Annotated in this window: 16 protein-coding genes; 3 read left to right on the top strand and 13 right to left on the bottom strand. The window is 47.0% G+C overall.

Annotation, left to right across the window (positions count from 1 at the left end):
- Nucleotides 1-7: 7 nt before the first annotated feature.
- The 9 genes from QRD89_RS16190 to QRD89_RS16230 all read right to left on the bottom strand — a co-directional run bounded on the left by QRD89_RS16190 (nt 8) and on the right by QRD89_RS16230 (nt 9,375).
- On the bottom strand, nt 8-1,768 hold the full coding sequence (locus QRD89_RS16190; RefSeq protein ID WP_035388273.1) for a solute:sodium symporter family transporter: 1,761 nt from the start codon (nt 1,766-1,768) through the stop codon (nt 8-10).
- Nucleotides 1,765-2,454, bottom strand: coding sequence for a DUF4867 family protein (locus tag QRD89_RS16195; RefSeq protein WP_286095776.1), 690 nt, complete (start codon nt 2,452-2,454; stop codon nt 1,765-1,767). The genes QRD89_RS16190 and QRD89_RS16195 overlap by 4 nt, the downstream gene beginning before the upstream one ends.
- Before the next feature lie 180 nt (nt 2,455-2,634).
- A complete protein-coding gene (locus QRD89_RS16200) occupies nt 2,635-3,099 on the bottom strand; it encodes a hypothetical protein (protein WP_286095778.1) in 465 nt (154 codons plus the stop codon).
- A gap of 137 nt (nt 3,100-3,236) precedes the next feature.
- Nucleotides 3,237-4,283 carry a lactonase family protein gene (locus tag QRD89_RS16205; protein ID WP_286095779.1) on the bottom strand — a complete coding sequence of 349 codons (1,047 nt, stop codon included), beginning with the start codon at nt 4,281-4,283 and terminating at the stop codon, nt 3,237-3,239.
- Nucleotides 4,284-4,448: 165 nt separating this feature from the next.
- Nucleotides 4,449-5,933, bottom strand: a complete 1,485-nt coding sequence (locus QRD89_RS16210; protein ID WP_286095780.1) for a tripartite tricarboxylate transporter permease — start codon at nt 5,931-5,933, stop codon at nt 4,449-4,451.
- Between the two features lie 10 nt (nt 5,934-5,943).
- Nucleotides 5,944-6,366, bottom strand: coding sequence for a tripartite tricarboxylate transporter TctB family protein (locus tag QRD89_RS16215; protein ID WP_286095783.1), 423 nt, complete (start codon nt 6,364-6,366; stop codon nt 5,944-5,946).
- A 23-nt stretch (nt 6,367-6,389) separates the two neighbouring features.
- Nucleotides 6,390-7,364: a tripartite tricarboxylate transporter substrate binding protein gene (locus tag QRD89_RS16220; RefSeq protein WP_286095785.1), complete on the bottom strand. Its 975-nt coding sequence runs from the start codon at nt 7,362-7,364 to the stop codon at nt 6,390-6,392.
- Nucleotides 7,365-7,384: 20 nt separating this feature from the next.
- The gene (locus QRD89_RS16225) at nt 7,385-8,392 is read right to left on the bottom strand and encodes a LacI family DNA-binding transcriptional regulator (protein ID WP_286095786.1); all 1,008 of its coding nucleotides are present in this window, start codon (nt 8,390-8,392) and stop codon (nt 7,385-7,387) included.
- 62 nt (nt 8,393-8,454) lie between these two features.
- Nucleotides 8,455-9,375: a dihydrodipicolinate synthase family protein gene (locus QRD89_RS16230; protein WP_286095787.1), complete on the bottom strand. Its 921-nt coding sequence runs from the start codon at nt 9,373-9,375 to the stop codon at nt 8,455-8,457.
- 317 nt (nt 9,376-9,692) lie between these two features.
- Between QRD89_RS16230 and QRD89_RS16235 the strand changes: the two genes are divergently transcribed.
- The 3 genes from QRD89_RS16235 to QRD89_RS16245 all read left to right on the top strand — a co-directional run bounded on the left by QRD89_RS16235 (nt 9,693) and on the right by QRD89_RS16245 (nt 11,479).
- Nucleotides 9,693-9,944, top strand: coding sequence for a helix-turn-helix domain-containing protein (locus QRD89_RS16235; RefSeq protein WP_286095789.1), 252 nt, complete (start codon nt 9,693-9,695; stop codon nt 9,942-9,944).
- Between the two features lie 81 nt (nt 9,945-10,025).
- Entirely contained in the window at nt 10,026-10,226 is a 201-nt protein-coding gene (locus QRD89_RS16240) for a hypothetical protein (RefSeq protein ID WP_026577964.1), read from the top strand.
- A gap of 248 nt (nt 10,227-10,474) precedes the next feature.
- Nucleotides 10,475-11,479: a LacI family DNA-binding transcriptional regulator gene (locus QRD89_RS16245; RefSeq protein ID WP_286095790.1), complete on the top strand. Its 1,005-nt coding sequence runs from the start codon at nt 10,475-10,477 to the stop codon at nt 11,477-11,479.
- 101 nt (nt 11,480-11,580) lie between these two features.
- Here the strand turns inward: QRD89_RS16245 and QRD89_RS16250 are convergent, their stop codons facing one another.
- The 4 genes from QRD89_RS16250 to pdxA form a co-directional block, all read right to left on the bottom strand.
- Entirely contained in the window at nt 11,581-12,855 is a 1,275-nt protein-coding gene (locus QRD89_RS16250; RefSeq protein ID WP_286095791.1) for an Nramp family divalent metal transporter, read from the bottom strand.
- 123 nt (nt 12,856-12,978) lie between these two features.
- The gene (locus QRD89_RS16255) at nt 12,979-13,929 is read right to left on the bottom strand and encodes a dihydrodipicolinate synthase family protein (protein WP_286095792.1); all 951 of its coding nucleotides are present in this window, start codon (nt 13,927-13,929) and stop codon (nt 12,979-12,981) included.
- Nucleotides 13,930-14,198: 269 nt separating this feature from the next.
- Nucleotides 14,199-15,572 carry a GntP family permease gene (locus QRD89_RS16260; RefSeq protein ID WP_008636905.1) on the bottom strand — a complete coding sequence of 458 codons (1,374 nt, stop codon included), beginning with the start codon at nt 15,570-15,572 and terminating at the stop codon, nt 14,199-14,201.
- A gap of 186 nt (nt 15,573-15,758) precedes the next feature.
- Nucleotides 15,759-16,766 (bottom strand): 4-hydroxythreonine-4-phosphate dehydrogenase PdxA, encoded by a 1,008-nt coding sequence (gene pdxA, locus QRD89_RS16265; RefSeq protein ID WP_286095793.1) that lies wholly within the window; start codon nt 16,764-16,766, stop codon nt 15,759-15,761.
- Nucleotides 16,767-16,774 lie beyond the last annotated feature (8 nt).

The raw sequence follows: 16,774 nt of genomic DNA on the forward strand, positions 1-16,774 counted from the left end.
ATTCGAATTATAAATTTCCCGCTTCTTTCAACTGCTCTTCTTGTGATCGTACGTATTTATTTTCCCATTTCTTCTTAGCCACCATAAGAATGACTGCGGTCACTCCCGCTAATAAAGCTGTCGCCATCCAGAACCAGTTCGAAACGATCGCATCCGGATAAGCAAGGCCGATCGGAGAGAACACGATATAGGCGAAAACCATCAAGCTTAGTAATACGACAGCTGTAGGCAGTGCATATTTCCAAGGGACCATGTCCACTTTCGGGCTGTACTTGACGGAATAAGGAGTGGCAAGCGGCTTCATATAACCGACGACAAGCATAATCGCTACTTCTATAACAAACAGAATGCCGGAAATATGGACGAAGCTCATCGTGATTTCGATGCCGAACAACTGTCCGAGACCCCATACCAGCATGTAATAGGTAACGACGTGGAAGACCACGACAATCTTCGCTGCCACCGGTGGAACGAACTTAGATGCGATCCCAACAAGAACGATCGCAATGATCGGAATGTTGAAGAATCCGGTGAACTGGCGGATGATATTCCAAAGCCCTTCCGGTGCATTCATCAGTAACGGCGCGATGAAGAAAGAGATCAGCGCCAGGATCGTACCAAAATACTTACTGACCCTTACCAGCTGCTCATCATTGGCATTCGGTTTAAAGCTGGGCTTATAAATATCCAGAGCGAACATCGTTGCCGCACTGTTCAACAAGGAGTTGAAGCTTGAGAACACCGCTCCAAGAAGGACAGCAAGGAACAAACCGGATAAGATCGTAGGCATCAGGTTCGTCACCATCGTCGGATAAGCCAAATCCATCGTCTGCATCCCGCTTCCGTACAGATGGAAGGCGATGACCCCCGGGATCATCATCAGGATAGGAACGATCAGCTTGTAGAATCCTGAAAACAGAACCCCTTTCTGCCCCTCTGCCAAGTTCTTCGCACCGAGCGCACGCTGGATCACATACTGGTTCGTTCCCCAATAGAACATGTTCATGAAGATCATGCCCGTGAAGATGGTAGAGAACGGAATAGAATCATCCTTCGACCCTATCGCATTCAGCTTCTCCGCATGATCGGTCGTCATCGTCTTGAACCCTTGAAAAAGGTTTCCATCACCTAAAGCCAGCAGCCCCAGAACAGGAATCAAAAGACCGATGAACAACAATCCGATCCCATTTAACGTATCCGAAATCGCAACCGCTTTCAATCCTCCGAAAATAGCATAAACTGCACCGATGATTCCGATAATCCATATCACTAACCAAACCGAGGATTCAAACGAAATTCCGAGAAGGCCCGGGACGTCGAATAATTTCAGGACTGCCAGTGCTCCCGAATACAAAACCGAAGGAATCGTAACAAATACATAACCGAGCATGAACAACAGGACAATGTACCGTCTCACACCATCATCGAACCTGGTGCTGAGGAATTCCGGCAGCGTGGAGAAGGCCCCGCCCAAGTACTTCGGCAAGAGGACAAGCGCCATGATAATGACAGCAATCGGTGCCGTGACCTCCCAAGCCATGTTGGATAGATTCGCACTGTACGCCTGTCCGTTCAATCCGATCAGCTGCTCCGCAGACAAGTTCGTCAGAAGCAGACTACCAGCTATGAATCCCCCTGTCAGACCGCGTCCTGCCAAGAAGTATCCATCCGAATCATTGACCTGGCCCTTCGCCTTCCGATAAGAGATCCAACCGACAAGTCCCATAAAGAACACACATGTAATCAGAGTAAAAGCGATGCTATTCATGTCCTTCCTCCTTGAGTGAATTCATTTTCCAGAAACTGAACAAATACATTCGGACCTTTGATCCCGACATGAGCGCCATTAGAGACAAACCTGTCATGCTCTTCATGAGCAAGAAGCCATTTGTTCTTCATGTAAAGCAGAGGGTCTTCCCCTGCCTGTTCCTCTTCCAAGGGAGTATTCGTACCCTCCGGCAAGATGACCATGCATTTAAATCCGTCAGCGGTTACTTTGCAAGGTGCCAGGTGCAGAGTCGTTTGATAGATTTCCACCGCTGTGCCCTTCGGTATGTAGAATGCCTTCAGAAATCCCGTATCGAATGAATTATCCTCCACTTCATTCAAGTGCCCTAACAACAACACCATATCCGTCATGGCGACGTTGATCTCACTGCCTTTGTGGTACTCCAGTCCACCCAGGTTCGAATTATTGCCGTTACAGTATCCAATCTGACAGCTCATCTCCCCGTAGTACCTTCGTTCCAAAAGCGCCTTCAATTCGGGTTCCTCCAACTCCGCTGACCCGGGAACGTATTCATTTCCCACCTCCGGAATCAACGTGCGGGCCATCCGTTCCTCGAACCTCTGAAAAGGAAAATCCTCCAACACCTTTCCGTAACGTATAAAGGACTTCGATCTGACATCTTCCACATTCATCGACTGATTAAGGTCCTGCAACTGCTTCAGCATATGCTTCCTCCTCCCAAAGGTATGAACCTTTAATTAAACATCACTACCTATCTTTGAGTCTTATTCTAATGGAAGCGCATTCAATAAAGCAAGTGTTTTTTTAATTTTGAGATAACTTTTCATAGTTTGTTGTTTTAGATAACAAAAAAACGCAGACATAGTCTGCGCTCTTCGTCCTGTTCAGGAAGGATGGACAATCGGCTTAAACCCGCCCAGTTCCACGATTTCCTGTTTCCCACCGGCCGTAACGAGGTAAAAGTATTCCTTTTCCATAGGCTCTATTCCCTCAACCGTTATCCCCTTCTTCTTATAGAAATTTACGATTTCACTTCTCGCGGCGGTAGATACATTTCCCGCAAACCCTTTGTCTGTTTCCGGGGGAGGCGTGGAAATGTGCTCCTCGGCCCGCTCCTTCTCCGGCGCACCTTGGTTATAGATTCCCTGTAGCAGTTTGATAATTTCAGAGAATCCCAGTAACACGACTCCCCAGACGGCCCCGTATATGACGAAGGACCAACCAAGTGTTCGTTGATCGTAGCCATAGGACGGCTCCTCCGTTCCGTAAACCACGCCTAAAATGATCCCTCCAACAATGGATAATACGCCGAGAATAAACAGCGCTGTAGCAATCGGATTTTTCTTCATACCCTTTCCCCCTTCATCACATAGTCCTATGTATTCCCTATTTCCTCCAGTATTCCTTCATCAACCACACCTTTCTGTCATAAAAAAACACCCATGGAGGCTCCTCCATGGGTGCATAGCATTATTATATAAACCAATCATTTACCGGAAGTAAACTTCACACAAACCGGCTCCGGAACATACACATCCGCCTGAACAAGCGTCAGCTTCCCAGTATCCTTATCCCGCTCAAACAACGTCATCGTGTTCGATTTCTGGTTCGTCGCAATCAAGAATTCCTCCGTCGGATCAAGGACGAAATCGCGCGGCCAGTTTCCTTCCGTCGACGTCCATTCGATGAACGTCAATTCTCCGGAATCCTGGTCCACTTTGTATGACGCAATCGAGTTGTGGCCGCGGTTGCCGGCGTAGACGAACTGTCCGTCGGACGAGATGTGGATCGCACTTCCGTCGTTCGTCTCCTCGAACGTTTCCGGAATCGTCGTGATCGCCTGCTTCTGGGTGAAGCTTCCGTCCTTCTCGTCGTAGTGAAGCACGAGTACGTCGGAGCTCAGCTCAGTCATGACGTAGGCGAATTTGCCGTTCGGGTGGAAGGTGATGTGGCGCGGACCGGCACCAGGTGCTGTCTTAAACACTTGGACCTGATCGAGCTTCCCGTCATTCACCGCATAAGAAATCACGCGGTCGCTTCCGAGGTCGATGGCGATGACATACTTCTCATCCGGCGTGAAGCCTGCATAGTGCATGTGCGGCTTCTCCTGGCGTTCGTGCGGGCCTGTCCCTTCGTGCTCCACTACAGAAGCAGCCGGATTCAGCGATCCGTCTTCATTCGTTAAATAGGAAGCAATTTTCGTCGTATGGTAATTCGCTGTCACGACCGTATTCGTATCGCGGTCGACGCTCACGTGACATGGAGGTGATCCGGCTGCGAACTGCCCATTCAGCGGTGTCAGCCCGCCGTCGCTTCCGATCGAGAAAGCCGTCACGCCGCCTTCCTCGCCATCTTTTGCGACCGCATATAAACGCTGATCATCGTCACTGACCGTTACATACGTAGGGTTGTTCAATTCAGCAGCGAGCTTCACATCGCCAAGCTCTTTCTTCTCCGTATCGAGCGTGAACTGGTACACGCCTTTACTTTCCTGTTTCGTATACGTACCGACATATCCATTATACTTAGCCATTCCAAAACTCCTTTAACGATTAGTGTGCTGCGTTTCTTATCTAATTATCTCATAAACTAGTGTATTGCAAAATGAAACACCTTTCCAGATAACGAGAAAAAGAACGCAGCCTGATCGTCTGCGTTCCTTCTTGTATTATTAACGATCCCTCAAAATCAAGCTGTTTTACGCAAGTGATTGCTTTTTCCGAATCATCTTGATCAAAGGAAAAACTAAAGAAATCACAGCCAGACTAATCAAAATCAGCGAAATAGGCCTCGTAAAGAAGATCGAATACGAGGAATCCCCACTGATCACCAACGCCCTCCGGAAGTTCGACTCCGCCATCGGTCCGAGAATCAGCCCCAAAATGAGCGGTCCCAATGGATAGTCGAATTTCCTGAACAGCAAACCGATAAATCCGCTGATGAACATCACCCATACGTCGAAAACGCTGTTGTTCAAGGCGTACGCTCCTACGATACTGAATAGAATGACCGAAACCCAGATGAATTCCTGCTTGAGTAACAAGATTCTTGAAAACAGCTGAGCACCAAACAAGCCGATAATGATGACGAAGATGTTCGATATCAGCAAGAGCCCAAAGATCGTATGCACGATATCCGGGTTTTCCACGAGCAGGTTCGGCCCCGGCTGCATGCCGTACATCATAAGCGACCCGATAAGGATTGCGGTGACCGCATCGCCAGGGAGACCGAGTGTCAGCATCGTCGTGAAGGCGCCGCCGATGACGCCGTTGTTCGCGGTACACGTAGCGGCCAGACCGCCAAGCGATCCATTGTTGAATTCCTCTTTCTTCTTGCCTTTGGCAAATTTCTTACTCTGCTCCCATGTAACGATCGAGGCGATATCGCCGCCCGCACCAGGAATGGCTCCGATGAAGGTTGAGACGATGGAGGACATGGCGAAAGGCTTCGCCATCTCCTTATGCTCCTTCCTGTTCGGAAGAATACGTCCGATCTTCTGCTTCGTCTTTTCGATCTTCTGCGGATTTTCAAGCACTTGATAGAAAATTTCTCCGACTCCGAACAAACCGATCATGATCGGAATGAAGGAAATGCCGTCGTAGAGTGCACTCTGCTCAAAGGTGAAACGCGGCGTGCTGACGATCGGATCGAGCCCGATCGTTGCGATGAATAATCCGATAAAACCGGTAAGCAGCCCTTTCGTGATCGATTTTCCGGATACTCCGATCATCATCGATAGTCCGAAAATCGCCAAGGCGAAATATTCCGGTGCACCGAAGCTCAAGGCGAAACTTGATATCGGCTGGGCGAGCAGGATAAGAAAGATCGTACTGATGATTCCGCCAAGTCCGGAGTAAATGGCATTGATCCCTAACGCAAGTCCCGCTTTTCCCTGCTTCGTCAATGGGTAACCGTCGAAGGTCGTCGCCATCGATGCAGGGGTGCCCGGGGTGTTGATCAGAATCGCTGGGATTCCGCTTGCGAATATACCTGTACAGTAGATGGAGATCAGCATAGCAAGTCCCTGTTCAGGAGGAAGCCAGAACGTCAGAGGCGTTAGTATAGCGATACCCATGGTCGCTGTAAGTCCAGGCAGCGCTCCAATGAACAGGCCGAGAGCACTGCCGATCAGAATGAATGTGATCGTGCCTATTTGAAATAAATCTCCTATGAAGCCCATCATGCCCCTCCTCCTATAGAATGATGTTGAATCCCTCCGTGAAAATGTAATAGACAGACACGCTGAGGATTACCGATAAAAGGACGGACGGAAGAACCTTTATTCTAAGAATAACCCCCATCAAAAACAGGGTAATTGTAGAAATGACCAGGAAAGGTAAAGCCTGGAATAAGAAAACGAATGCCCCGATGGCGACGATGAAGAGAAAGAGCCGCTTGCTCATCACCTGCTGCCGCCCTTCCTCCTTCGCTTTCCGAAGCGCCAGAAACGTTTCTATCACAGTAAGCACCATGATGACGATCAGTGTGACCCGAGGGAAGAAGGCTGGTCCTACTCCCTCTTGCTGGAATGCCGTGTTGAACTGGAACGTCTGCCAGAACAGAAACACAGCAATAATGAAGATAGTCGCATTTATCCAAAGGCGAAGATCCTTCACGTCCTTCTCCTCCTTTCCTACCATTACTGATTCAATTCGATGGTCGGAATCAGTTCATTGAAGTAATCATACTGTTCTTCTGCATACGCTTTGAACTCTTCGCCCTCTTTATAGGCAGGAATCATACCGCGATCTTCCATCAACTTCTGGAATTTATCGCTGTCGGAAGCTTCCTTAAATGATTCCCTCAGCTTCTTCAATGCTTCTTCCGGAGTTCCCTTCGGCGCGACAAATCCGCCCCATCCAGCAACAGATACATCATACCCAGATTCCTTCATCGTCGGTGTATCCGGAAGGGAAGGATCGCGTTCATCTCCCATGACCGCAAGCACCTTCAAGTCACCACTTGCTACACCGGCGCTTACTTCGGAAGGGCTTACAGCAACAGCCGATATATGGCCGCCCATCAGTGCCGTCACGGCAGGTGCCGCTCCTTCATAAGGAACATACTCGACATCGACATCCGCTTCCTGTGCGAAAGCCGCTGCTGCGATGTGCCAGATGGATCCCGCTCCGGAGTTACCGATCTGGATTTCCCCTGGGTTGTCCTTGGCATATTGAACGAAGTCTTCTATCGTATCGTAAGGCGCATCAGCCGGCACAGTGATGGCCGCCGGAATCGTCATCAGCTGACCGATATATTCGAAATCATCCGGCTTGATATCTGCAAGCCCCAGTCCATCAAGCATCGACATTTCTACAGGAACATACCCGAGTGTGTAGCCGTCCGACTGGGCATTCTTCACAGCAAGCATTCCTGTCGCACCAGAACCACCCGTCTTATTCGTAATCGTCACAGGTACACCGAGGCCGCTTTCCATTTCTGTCGCGATCGTTCTCGAGACCAAATCCGAAGATCCACCGGATGCGAACGGAACGATGACTTCGACCTGGTCATCCGGATAGTTTGCCGCTTCGGAATTAGAGCTGGAACTGCTGCAGGCGGTCAGGATCAAAGCGAAAAACACCATCATGAATACGCTTACTTTTTTGTTCATATTGATTCGCTCCCTTAATTTCATATAGTTTTACAAGACGCTCCTTCCACTAAGGAGGGCTTCATGACTTTCTTCTGGACATCGAACTGTTCTTTCAGCGTCAGACGGTTCTTCAGCATGATCGATGCTTCCATCCCGATCCGCTTCATCGGCTGCGTCATCAACGTCAGCTTCGGTTCAATCAACTCCCACTGTACGTTATCACCGAAGGCTATGACGGATACATCTTCTGGAATCCGCAGTTCCTGATCCCGAACTGCTTTCAGGACCCCTTTCGTCATCGTGTTATTGCAGGAATAGATCGCCGTCGGCGGCTTCGGATTCATCAACAGCTCAATTGTCGCCCGATACGCCTCGGCTTCTTTGAAGTCCGCTTCCAGCACCAGCGATTCTCTATCATCCATCCTCAGTTCCTTCACTGCATCGACCGCACCGTAGAGACGCTCCCGCCCGATCGAGTTACGTTCATGGCCGTAAATGATGCCGACCGTCTCATGACCAAGACGATGGAGATAATGCATACATTCATAAGATCCGTAATAGTTGTCATCAACAATCAGATCCGTATCGACTTCATTGACCTGTCTATCGATCGCAATGACCGGAATGTTCTTCTTCTGTATAGATTCAATCATGTCACCATTCTCACCCGTCGGAATGATGACCAGTGCATCGACCTGCTGCTCCATGATGATTTTCAACGCTTCCCTCTCGAGTTGCGGATCATCATTGTGGCTGAGCAGTATCATATGCGATCCAAGCGAACGGATCATCTCCTCGACGTCCTTTGCAATAGACATCAAATACGGATTCGAGATGTCCGATGTCAAAACGGCAATCTTATTGGATTTCGAAGCCTTCAAGCTTCTTGCGTTTGCATTGACGCTGTACCCGAGACGCTGAATGGATTTCAGAACCGTATCCCTCGTATCCTTGCCGACATACCCTTTATCATTGATCACCTTCGAAACGGTTGCAATCGATACTTGTGCATCCTTTGCTACATCTTTGATCGTCACTCTTCTCATCCTGATACCTCCGTGTTTGCATGATCTACTAGTTTAATTTAATACACGGAAGCCGTGAAACTTCAAACATTTGAGGACATTTCATCCCACACGTGTTTCTCCTGCCAAGCCCTGATTTCCTCAAGCAGCATGCCTTTCTCCGCCTCTGTCAGATCTTTGTGCGGACTGCGCATGCTTCCACCCTGAACCCCGCGGTACTCGAGCGCCTTCTTGAAATAAGACATGTTCGCCCCGGCCTTCAGAATCGTAATGATTTCGTTACCGGCCTTCTGCACCTTTTGCGCCTCTTCGATTCTACCTTCCGCATACAGCTTATTGATTTCAACGAACGGTTCCGGGAAAGCTCCCGACACGCCGGATACCACTCCGGCACACCCCATCGCCAGCGCTGGAAGGAACAATCCGTCCGCCCCCGTCAAAACAGAAAACTCACCAGGCTGCACCGTAAGGTAATCCTTGATTCTCACAAAATCAGGGAAGCTGTACTTGATTCCAACTATGTTCGCACACTTCTCTGCAAGCTCTCTTACTACATCCACCGACAAGTCATTTCCAGAGCACTGCGGAATGTTATATAAGTAGATAGGGAAATCTTCCGGCAGCGACTGGGATATCGTCTGGTAATATTCCAGGATTTCTTCGTCACTGACATTGAAGAACGCCGGTGATACCACCCCGATGCCGTCCGCCCCGGCCTGCCACGCATGCTTGGCTAGCTCCAACGTATCCTTCGTCGTCATCGCACCGACGTGAATGAATACGTTCACCCGCTCCGCCGCCGTATTAATGACCTCCTCTGCTACACGCTTCCGCTCCTCCAACGACAGCTTGAACATCTCCCCCGTCGTGCCGAGAGGAAACAAACAATCCACCCCTTTGTCGATCAGGAAGTTCGTTAATCGCTCAGTAGCCTGTAAATCGACCTCTTCCACTTCATTCATTGGAGTTACCATCGCCGTTGTCACACCATACAGTCGTTTCAAACCTATCATCCCCTTCTTTAGTAAAACGTTTCACTATGAAAAACAAGTAAATCATTGGTTAATAAAGGTAATAATCTATATAAAAGCTGAAAATAGTAAAACGTTTCACTATGATTATAAAAAGAATACGCTTACATTTCAACACTTTTTTTGAATTTTCTTTCGAATAAATGAACAAACCCTGATTCCTAGCTCATACGCCAAGAGCATCGAGCTTTATCACCCGCCACAAAAAAGTTCAATAAAATTGTAAATAAAACCCAAAACTTGACTCATAGTCCATGGGCAGATCACCGAAACCATTGGATGATTTTCACATGGCTAATTATATTGAAAGTAAGTTATACAACGTGGTTATAGGAATCAAAATTCGTAAACTCCGCATAGAAAGAAAGTGGACGCAAGAGGAGCTGGCCTTCCGTGCCGGTATGGACGTAACCTACATCAGTGATTTAGAGAACGGAAAGAGAAACCCCACCAACATCACCATGAAAGCAGTGGCGGAAGCATTAGAAATCGAATACGACGAAATCTATCCCACCCCGGAAGAGATAAAGGAGTATAATTAAACCTGTTCCTTCATCTCTTCCCGCTCCTCAAGCGCTATCCCCGGTAACATTCCAACCATTCCCCGAACGAGGTGAACCCCCTTGAAAAAAGAATATCTCTACTTTACCATCGAGCAGGAACGTATCTGCATTGAAATCTGGTGCGGTCTCTTGTCTTACTTTGTCATTGGCAGCGTGCTTGGAACTTTCGAGTTTGGAAGTCTCCGTGAAGGCCGTGATAAAGAGGAGGCTGTCGGTTATGTTGTGGATCAGTTGAGAAAAGAGATTGAGAGAAGGAAATGACTTGGACTTCCCTCAGTGTAAATAATTCAAATACCTCATAAAATTCTTCCACAAGGACATGAGAACAAGCACCTTCCTTATGATTGACCTACTGCTTCCTAGCTGGTACTACATCACTCCAATTATGTTAAGTATTCCTAGTAACTGATTTCTCATGGAGAAGGTTAATACACTTTTTTAATTTTGTGCATCTCACAAAATTACCTTTATAATAGAGATACTTAATGTTAATTAGCGGAGGTAACGTTGTGACTGTCAGTATTAAAGATGTGGCACGCGAAGCAGGTGTATCTATCGCGTCAGTATCCAGAGTGATCAGCGGAAAACCAGGTGTAGGTGCCGCCACCGAAGCTCGTATCCGAAAAGTCATGGAAGACTTGAATTATCGGCCCAATTTAGGAGCTAGAGGACTCGTGAAGCAGCAAACTGGGAACATTGCGGTTATAGTTCCGAGAGGATCTTTCACCTTAAACAACCCTTTCTTTTCAACGGTAATCGATGGAATCGCTAAAGGAATGGATCAAACCGAGTACAATATTGTTATGTCCTTCACCTCTATCCAACAAAAAAAATTACTGGAAAATCAATCTGTGGACGGTATCATCTTATTCTCACCCAGGAGTGAAGAATTTCAATTAGAATGGTTGGAAAACCTTGGTTTGCCGACGGTCGTTATTGGCAGCTATGTAGAGAGCTCACCTTTCCCTTGCGTTCGTCCTGATGACGCGGATGGAATCGATCAAGCCGTACAAGCTCTATACGAACGCGGTCATAGACATATCGGCTTGATAAATGGGCCAATGAGTTCCATGCACAGTGTAAAATGCTTGGAAGGCTATCATCAGGCTTTGCAGCGACTTGCCTTAGACTCCGGAAGCAATGATATGCTGGAGCTAGATGAATTCGATGTAGCAGCCTCACAAGAAAGCATTGAAGCATTCTTAAGTTCCCGTCCTTCAATGACCGGCATCGTTTGTGCTTCCGATTATCTCGCTATCGGAACGATGCGGATAGCAACTACAATGGGACTATCCATTCCAGAGGATTTATCCGTTGTCGGTGCAGACGATGTTCCTATTGCTTCTCAATTAACACCAGCCTTGTCATCCGTCAGGGTAGATCTTCCTGGGATTGGTCGAGAAGCTACTCGGACGCTCATCAGACTACTCGCCGGAGAACGGATAGAACCTAAAAACCTTGTATTTCCTATGAGTTACGTCGACCGCGAAACAACAAGGAATATAGAGCAATAAAAAAGACCCCGAACTTTGATTTCATAACCAAAGTTCGGGGTCTTTTTTTGTTAACGCTTACAAAATGCGGATTGTTAAAAGAATAGTGACTAGGTAATTTCTTAACTTAACATACGAACAAGATCGACAATTGCCAACCCGATTAATACTAGACCAAACAGGTAGCTGATAATCATACATACCTGCAGCACTCTCGGCTGCTTTACACCTTTGTTGACATCTTTTCGAAACAACATCAGAGTGATAAAAAAACCTGCAGCCGGTGCTGCAACAGCGGTGGCGATGTTCGCTAAGTAGATTAGTTGAACGGGAGATCCACCGTAACTGAAACTTATGACTGCCGATGCGGCTAATACAGCTATCGACCCCCATTTAATGCTTTTATCTTCCAAGCCTGTCGGTTTATTAAATCCGGCATTCAGCAGGACGACGGAACGGTGGGTGTTACCTAACAAAGATGAGAAAGCTGCAGCTAAAAGAGCAATTCCCATGACTGCTCCTGCTGCTCTTCCCATAAATGGAACAAGCATATCCGCCATTTGCTTTGGGGACTCGATGAGAATATTTTGAGGGTTCATTACAATTGCTCCGACAAGAACAATCGCTCCACTAACTAAAACAACGCCCAGAACATGTGAAATAGAGTCTGCAAGCATAGCTCCATTAAACAAATCTTCCTTTTTCCACTTCTTCTCTTTACTTAAATAGGTTCCATATATCCCCGTAGTGATAGAAGCGTGGGTGCTGATAAATCCCAGGGCTAAAGCGAAGCTTCCTGCTGGAAAATACCAATGAGTGAGCCCGTCCATAGTCTGCGCAGCGCTTGGCCCACCTGTACTGAACAATGTAGCGTAAAATGCGCAAATCATTCCTAGAATGCAGATCATCGCACCCTTTTCAACTTTCGAGTACACTCCTTTAGCAAAATAACAATATACTAGAACACACAACATAATTAAGGCACCGAATTTCCAATTGATTCCGAACAATAAATTCATGCCTGTCCCGGTACCGGATATGTTTCCAATAGTAAAGAATACACAAGACAGAAACGCAAAGATACCGACAATAGCTGCAGCAAATTTTCCATAATAATGCCGGATCGCGTGAATAGACGGCATCCCTGTGAGCAGTGTAATGCGGTACGTAGCCAGTAAGAAACTGATTGCCATAAATGATATAGGAAAAAACAGCCATAATAGAGAATATCCATGAGAGGCACCAAGCATAGAAGCTGTAGTAATGACACCAGGACCCATCACGACTCCAGTTAATATGATTCCCGGCCCCACCCGTTTTAATAATTCAGTAATCGGGAGGCGTTTTGACTGACTGTCGTTTATCATTTCTCTTACTTCAACTTCTTGTTTCCCCAAATTGTCCCTCCTTTATAATCCTTTATGTCAAGGTGTAAACCAGCTTAATCTATCCATATCATAAACGGCCAAAGAGAGGACCCTTCCCTCTAAGGCCGTTGACTATTTAATAGAATTTCGACGCTATGATTTCACTTCGTCTTTCAGCAAGCCTACACTCAATAACCCTTGACGAATTTCTTCTACCTCTTGCTCAGATAATGGAAGAACAGGACGTCTAGCATGACGACTGCTGATCAACCCGCGCTGATACATCGCTTCTTTCATGCGGAGATGAGAAGTTGAGGACGGCTCATCCATTTTGTAAACGGCCTGTTTTAATTCAAAGATGCGTTCATATACTTTCTGAGCGGCTGGAAGATCCTTGTTCTTGACACATTTGACTAATTCGGAGATCAGATCCGGAACAAAGCATCCAAAACCGACAAGCGCCCCATCAATACCCTGAACAAGAGTCGGGAGTAAGTATTCATCATGGCATGTCAGCAAGGAACAATCTGGTGCTTCTTGTTTAAGTGCACGAACATCTACTTCATATTGAGCAATATCCCTCTCCCCAAGTTTATAAGATACAACGTTCGGAATTTTGGACATTTCGATAAGTTGACTGGTGGAATAAGAAGACTTCGTCCATGATGGGTATTGGTGAACCACAATTGAGATATCAATTGCTGCTGCAACATCCTTAAAGAACTCCACCGTGGATTTCTGCTGCATGCCAAAGCGCAACCATGAGTGAGGTGGCATGAGAAGAATTCCTTCTGCACCAGCTGCTTCCGCAGCCTGGGCATGTTGAATAGCTTCTTTCGTTCCTTCTGCGGAAATACCGGAAATGACCGGAACTTCTCCTTGTAATTCATCTGCTGCGATTCGTACCGCTTCCGCCCGTTCTTCCGGAAGCAACGTCATAATTTCTCCCGTATGGCCATTTACTACAATACCATTTACCCCTTCATGTCCAGCTACCCAACGAACCAACGATCGAAATCCTTGCTCATCAATTGAATCGTCTTCTTTAAAAGGAATTAAAACAGCCGGAAATACGCCACTCCACTTTGTTTTGTTTTTCATCATTTCCTTCCTCCTTGGGTATGTTTAGTTTTATAGTAAACGTTTACGTAACGAATGTATCACGTAAACGTTTACAAGTCAAAGTATTTTGAATATTTTATTGATATTTATTGGAAATGATCTCCTCCCGGAACGACTTCCCTTGTTTTAAGCTGATTTACTTGTCCCGTCGAGGTGCAATAAATAAGAGACCTGATCCTAACTGCGAGGTTTTGGCCTTCCGCAATAAGATCAGGTCTCTTTCCTATTTCATGCTATGTGTCCGTCCTTACTTAAACGAAAAAGGAAACAACTACCAGCATCACAAATGCTGTAAGCCATGCCAACGTAGTCGGAATGGACCACACCATCATTTGTTCTTTAGCGTTCTTAATACCAAGCATCCGGTTTACGACCCAATAGAAGCTGTCATTAAAGTAAGAGAATAAGAGGGATCCTGTTGTCGCTCCGACTGCCGCAAGAGGCATGTAGACTCCATCGACTCCCGCTAATATCGGCGCCGTGATGGAAGCCGCGGTAATCATTGCCACCGTTCCGCTTCCCTGCACAAGTCGTACAAAGCTGGACACGAAGAAAGGTAGAAGTACGAGCGGCACAGACATGTTTACGATCAATTCGGCGACATAGTCCCCTGATCCACTTTCACGAAGAACGTTCCCGAGAGCACCACCAGCACCTGTGACGAGTAAAATGATACCGGCAGATTTAATTCCTTCTTCCATACGGTCAAGCGAATCGGTGCGGCTTAAGCGAGTCGTCAATGTATAAATCGCGAAAACCAAGCCGATCCCTACGGCAATGACGGGGTTACCGAAGAATTGGATATAGCCGAAGATACCTTCTGTTAATCCCTGCGCAGAGACGACTGTATTGGCAAAGATTAATAGAATCGGAATTAAGATCGGAGCCATCGACATGAACAAGGAAGGGAGATGTTTGTTCTCCTGCTGATTGATGAATTCTTCATAGGTTTCAGCCGGCTGTTCCGGACGTATCCATCCTAAGCCATCTTCGTCCGGAAGCTGGTGAATTCGTTTGCCTATCCATTTTGCATAGAATACACCGACGATGATCAATGGAATGGAGAAGATCAATCCCCACAAAATCATGAGACCGACACTGACGTCGAATATTCCGGCGACCCCAAGGGGTCCTGGAGTAGGAGGGACGAGCGAGTGCGTCACTACTAGTCCGATGGCCAGTGCAACACCCAGGGTAACGATAGAACGTTTCGTTTTCTTTGAAATCGCTTTCAATAATGGGGTTAAAATAACAAAGGCTGAATCGACAAAAATAGGAATGGAAACGACGTAACCCGTTAATGCCATCGCCCAGTCCTCTCTTCGTTTTCCGAGCATTTTCACAAAAGAGTAAGCCAGTCTTTCCGAAGCTCCCGCGACTTCCATGACGCGCCCCAGCATCACACCGAAACCGATGACGATACCGATCGAACCAAGCGTTCCTCCGAAGCCGTCTGTAATGGCATTTGCCACATTGGGAGGGGTCATGCCTGCTACTAAACCGATGACCGAGGCTGAAATAATCAATGCGATAAAGGCATGTATTTTAGTTTTCATAACTAAGAAAACAAGCAAGGCTATACCAATGACCAAACCTAGAATTATTTGTCCACCTGGTGCTTCCACTCACATTCATCTCCTTTATGGTTCTTGATAGAAAGCTTATTTAAATTGCTAATGAAGTTTTGTTTATATATAATGACAAGCGAGTCCTCCCTTGGGCTGTCCGTTCTGGATCTGTGGTAGGGTACGGAACAGGAACGGCACCAAGGGGACTCTTTTTTTACGCTTGCATCTATAGGGTTTTACTCTTTATTTTTTAAAAAATGGTGTGTATTTGGCCGCTGCTTTGATGGCTTCCACCATACTGACCGAGCTTGCGATTCCTTTACCGGCAATATCGAAAGCCGTCCCATGGTCTACAGATGTCCGCAAGTATGGAAGACCGTTTGTCACGGATACGGTACGTTCAAAGTCATACATTTTTGCAGCGATGTGTCCTTGGTCATGATACAGGGAAAGGACAGCGTCATATCTCCCATTTGCCGCTTGGTGGAAAACAGAGTCTGCCGGAACCGGTCCGTTCACCTCAACCCCTTGTTCCCGTGCAGCTTCCAGGCCTGGTTTCAATTCGTCTATCTCCTCACGTCCAAACAGTCCGCCTTCTCCGGAGTGTGGGTTCAAACCTGCAAGTGCCAGTTTCGGATTTTCGATTCCCAACAGCTCCAAAGCTTTCTTACAACGAATCAAGTAATCTTCCACCCGCTCCTTGGTCATCATAGGGATGGAATCGGCGAGGGATACGTGACGAGTCAGGAAGAAAATGCGCAAATCATTCACTTCGAACATCGTCATCGGATCATCCGCCTCGGTAAACGCTGACAGCATCGCCGTATGGTCGATATAAGGAACGTCTTCTGCTGCTTGCAGCGATTCCTTGTTGATTGGAGGTGTACAGATGGCGTCTGCGTCTCCGGACTCGATTAAATCATGTGCTGCTTTAATATATTCATAGGAAGCACGCCCGCACATCCCCGAAACCATTCCCATTTCATAGCTGTCGAGGTCGACATTGTCGAGATCAATCAAATCAATGGTACCGCTTTCAAAAATAGCCTCTGACGTCTGCTTGATAACATTCAGGTTCAGGTGGGTATGAATGGATTCCATGATTACTTTCAGAACACCTTGGTCCCCAATGACCACAGGATTACATACATCGTAAATTTCTTGCTGCGCCAGGGATTTAATGACGATTTCAGGACCGATACCAGCAGGGTCTCCGGTTGGAATTACGATTACAGGTAGGTTGTTGTTCATTTTTCATC

It is taken from the genome of Halobacillus sp. ACCC02827, assembly GCF_030291935.1.
Classification (GTDB): domain Bacteria; phylum Bacillota; class Bacilli; order Bacillales; family Halobacillaceae; genus Halobacillus.

What these genes read in the sequence shown, in the direction of transcription:
- QRD89_RS16190 (WP_035388273.1), bottom strand. Translation starts at nt 1,768, where the DNA reads ATGAATAGCATCGCTTTTACTCTGATTACATGTGTGTTCTTTATGGGA.
- QRD89_RS16195 (WP_286095776.1), bottom strand. Translation starts at nt 2,454, where the DNA reads ATGCTGAAGCAGTTGCAGGACCTTAATCAGTCGATGAATGTGGAAGAT.
- QRD89_RS16200 (WP_286095778.1), bottom strand. Translation starts at nt 3,099, where the DNA reads ATGAAGAAAAATCCGATTGCTACAGCGCTGTTTATTCTCGGCGTATTA.
- QRD89_RS16205 (WP_286095779.1), bottom strand. Translation starts at nt 4,283, where the DNA reads ATGGCTAAGTATAATGGATATGTCGGTACGTATACGAAACAGGAAAGT.
- QRD89_RS16210 (WP_286095780.1), bottom strand. Translation starts at nt 5,933, where the DNA reads ATGATGGGCTTCATAGGAGATTTATTTCAAATAGGCACGATCACATTC.
- QRD89_RS16220 (WP_286095785.1), bottom strand. Translation starts at nt 7,364, where the DNA reads ATGAACAAAAAAGTAAGCGTATTCATGATGGTGTTTTTCGCTTTGATC.
- QRD89_RS16225 (WP_286095786.1), bottom strand. Translation starts at nt 8,392, where the DNA reads ATGAGAAGAGTGACGATCAAAGATGTAGCAAAGGATGCACAAGTATCG.
- QRD89_RS16235 (WP_286095789.1), top strand. Translation starts at nt 9,693, where the DNA reads ATGGCTAATTATATTGAAAGTAAGTTATACAACGTGGTTATAGGAATC.
- QRD89_RS16255 (WP_286095792.1), bottom strand. Translation starts at nt 13,929, where the DNA reads ATGATGAAAAACAAAACAAAGTGGAGTGGCGTATTTCCGGCTGTTTTA.
- pdxA (WP_286095793.1), bottom strand. Translation starts at nt 16,766, where the DNA reads ATGAACAACAACCTACCTGTAATCGTAATTCCAACCGGAGACCCTGCT.